2 protein-coding genes are annotated in these 3,173 nt (G+C 71.2%); both read left to right on the forward strand.

The genetic code is table 11. The features are described 5' to 3' along the window. On the forward strand, positions 1 to 2,464 hold a 2,464-nt coding region (locus ACFV4G_RS43255; protein WP_380449121.1), incomplete at its 5' end, for a polymorphic toxin-type HINT domain-containing protein. A gap of 11 nt (positions 2,465 to 2,475) precedes the next feature. Further along, on the forward strand, positions 2,476 to 3,036 hold the full coding sequence (locus tag ACFV4G_RS43260) for an Imm1 family immunity protein (protein WP_380449123.1): 561 nt from the start codon (positions 2,476 to 2,478) through the stop codon (positions 3,034 to 3,036). Positions 3,037 to 3,173 lie beyond the last annotated feature (137 nt).

A 3,173-nucleotide genomic window follows, 5' to 3' on the forward strand; every position in this document is an offset into this window, starting at 1 on the left:
CGCGGCCGGCAAGGCCCTGGACGGCACCATCGACGACGTCCGCGCCTTCCTGACGGTCGGCCAGTTCAAGGCCCGCGACGACGACAACCGCGTCCAGGTCACCCAGTTGCTCACGACCGGCGGCCCCGAGGTCAAGGCCGCCGCCCAGGCCGTCCTGTCCGGCCCCGCCGACCGGCTGGTGCCGTTCCTGCAGAGCGGCCTGGCCAAGGCCCAGCAGCGCGACGCGATGACCGCCGCCCACGTGGCGACCATCCAGTCCTACCTCGCCGCCATCGACGGCTCGGTCGCCCGGGCACGGCAGTACGCGGCCCAGGCCGCCCAGTCCTACGCCACCGCCCGCAACGCCGCCAACGAGGCCGCCGGCTACGCCAACCAGGCGAGCCAGTCCGCCCAGCAGGCCCAGGGCTTCGCCGCCCAGGCCGCCCAGTCCGCGCAGGCCGCCCAGGCCTCCGCGGCGCAGGCGGCCCAGTCTGCACAGCAGGCCCAGGCCGCCGCGGCCTCCGCCAACGCGGCCGCCCGCAGCGCCGGCTTCTCGGCGTCGGCGGCCACCAGCTACGCCGCCCAGGCCCAGCAGTTCGCGGCCGCCGCCAAGACCGCCTCCGACCAGGCCCAGGCCTCGGCCGCCGCGGCCAAGCAGAGCGCCGACCAGGCCGCCAAGGCCGCCGCCGACGCCCAGGCCGCCGTCTGGACCAAGCAGTGCGCCGACACCGTCGACGGCGTGCTGCAGGACCAGACCGCCACGGTCGACGCCCAGGGCCGGGTCTCCTACGTCGAGGCCGTCCCCCAGGACGACATGAAGACGGACCCGGTCAAGGACGACATGTCCCACTGCACCGCCGGTGACTACACCGAGGGCCGCAGCGGCATCATCATCAAGAACATCGACCCCAAGGTCTGGCACGACAACGGCAAGGGCGACACGGTCTGTGACGTCACGGTCAACGTCAAGATCACCGGCACCGTCAACTACGTGATGAAGACCTGCCCGGAACCGGGCCTGTCGATCGTCGCCTGCGCCGGCAAGTACAGCGTCTGGAACACCGTCGTCGTCAGCAGCACCCAGGTCAGCGACCAGCGCGACGAGACCGTCCAGCTGAGCTACACCGACTACAAGCTGCACTACTCGCCGCAGGCGCAGCTGGGCAACCTGCTGTACCACGCGCTGACCGACGACTTCGTCAAGTGCTACCACGACCCCGGCCTCAACGCGTCCTGCGCGTGGGCCGCGTCCAACTTCATCCCCTACGGCACCCTCGCCAAGGGCGCCAAGGCCATCGTCGCGTTCCGCTTCGCCCTGGAGACCGGCGTCGGCATCGAGGACGCCAAGCTCGCCGTCCAGGCGACGCTCAACGGCTACAGCCAGGCCGCCATCAGCAAGCTGACCTCCACGGCCGACATCGTCGCCAAGTTCCGCCAGACCCTGGCGGACGGCGTCGGTGCCGACGCGGCGCTGCAGGCCCTGAAGAACAACTCGGACATCGAGCGGGGCCTGGTCGACCAGCTGGGCGACGAGCTCACGATCGCCAACGGCGCCCGCGCGGGGTGCCCGACCAACAGTTTCCCGGCCGGCACCAAGGTGCTCATGGGCGACGGCACCACGCGGGCCATCGAGACCCTGCACGCCGGTGACGTGGTGCTCGCGGCGGACCCCGCCACGGGAACCAGCGGGCCCCGCCCGGTGAGCGCCACCGTCTACACCCCCGACGACCGCGACTTCACCGAGCTCACGGTCCGCGCCCCCGACGGCGGCCAGGGCGCGGTCACCGCGACCGACCACCACCCGTTCTGGGTGGAGTCGGCCGGCACCTGGACCGACGCCGGCGACATCCGCCCCGGCGACACGCTGCGCACGGACACCGGCGCCGTCGTCCAGGTCGCCTCGGTCCGCCACTGGACCGGCCTGGAGCCCGCCTACAACCTCACGGTCGAAGGCCTCCACACCTACTTCGTCCTCGCGGGCGACCGCCCGCTGCTGGTGCACAACAGCAGCCTGTGCCCGTCGCGGATCTGGCAGATCCTGCAGAAGCTCGGCCGGCGGCCGGGCGACGAGGGCCCGACCGCCGGGCAGGTGCTCCTGCGCGACGGCGACAACCTGGTGGAGTGGAAGGGCCCGGTGGTCAGCGGCAGCAACGGCGATCCCGCGACCGCGGCCATGGTCCAGGACATCAGCAACTGGCTCCGGCGGCCCGGTTCCACCGTTCCCCCGGTCCCGGACAGCACGCTGATCTACCCGACCGCCGACCACGTCGAGACGAAACTCGCGTGGGTCATGGCACGGGACGACATCAAGTACGCGGAAGTCGTCATCAACAACGAGAAGGGGCTGTGCGGTCCCGCGTTCTCCTGCGGATACTCCGTTCCCGACATCCTCTACACTGACCAGATCCTGAAGGTCCGCTGGTGGAACAAGGCGGCAGGAAAGCTGGACGAGATAACGCTCTCAGGGACGAGGCCGCGCCCGTAATGATTCTTCACATGTCGTTCGACGGGGAAGACGCATATCCTTCCGGCCCCGAGGAAACCGACCGTCTGATCTCGGAGGCTTTCCACTCCGTCAGCGTGAAGGAAGTCCGTGACGGGAAGTACGTCACGGGCGGCCAGGCCTCGTTCTGCTACACCGAGCCGCCGAAGAGGTTTCCCAGCACCTACCTCTTCGTCGCGGTCAACGAGCTGAGCGGCTTCGGCGCCCTCACCTGGTGCACGGACGGACAGGCCCCCCGGAAGGGCGGGATCTACGACCACGCGTGGATCTCCGACAACCCGGACCCGTCCGGGACGGACTCCCGGCTCGTCTCGGAGACGTACCACCCGAGGTTCCACGACCGGGCGAGCGCGATTCCGCTGCCCCTGGTCCGCGCGGCCGTCGAGGAATACTGCCGCTCCGGCACCGGTGAGCGCCCGGAATGCGTCGACTGGGTGAGCGGGGAGATCAGCGGCCAACGGCACGACCGCCCACCGTTCGAGGACGAAGTGGTCCAGGGCCACACGGAGCCGAACTGGGACACCTTCTTCGACGGAGCCCCGCGGTCCGAATGACATCGCCGGGGGGGGGGGGGTGCCCGCCCCCCCCGCCCCGGCCGCCCCCGGGAAAGTCTAAGAACCCGCCCCCCACAACGGGGCGCGGGCGGCGGGGGGGCCAGGCCGCGCGGGGGGGGGGGGTGGCGATGGGGCGG

This window comes from Kitasatospora sp. NPDC059747, assembly GCF_042732955.1.
GTDB lineage: Bacteria > Actinomycetota > Actinomycetes > Streptomycetales > Streptomycetaceae > Kitasatospora.

Excerpts from the sequence above, each read along its gene's own strand:
- ACFV4G_RS43260 (WP_380449123.1), top strand. The coding sequence starts at position 2,476 with ATGTCGTTCGACGGGGAAGACGCATATCCTTCCGGCCCCGAGGAAACC.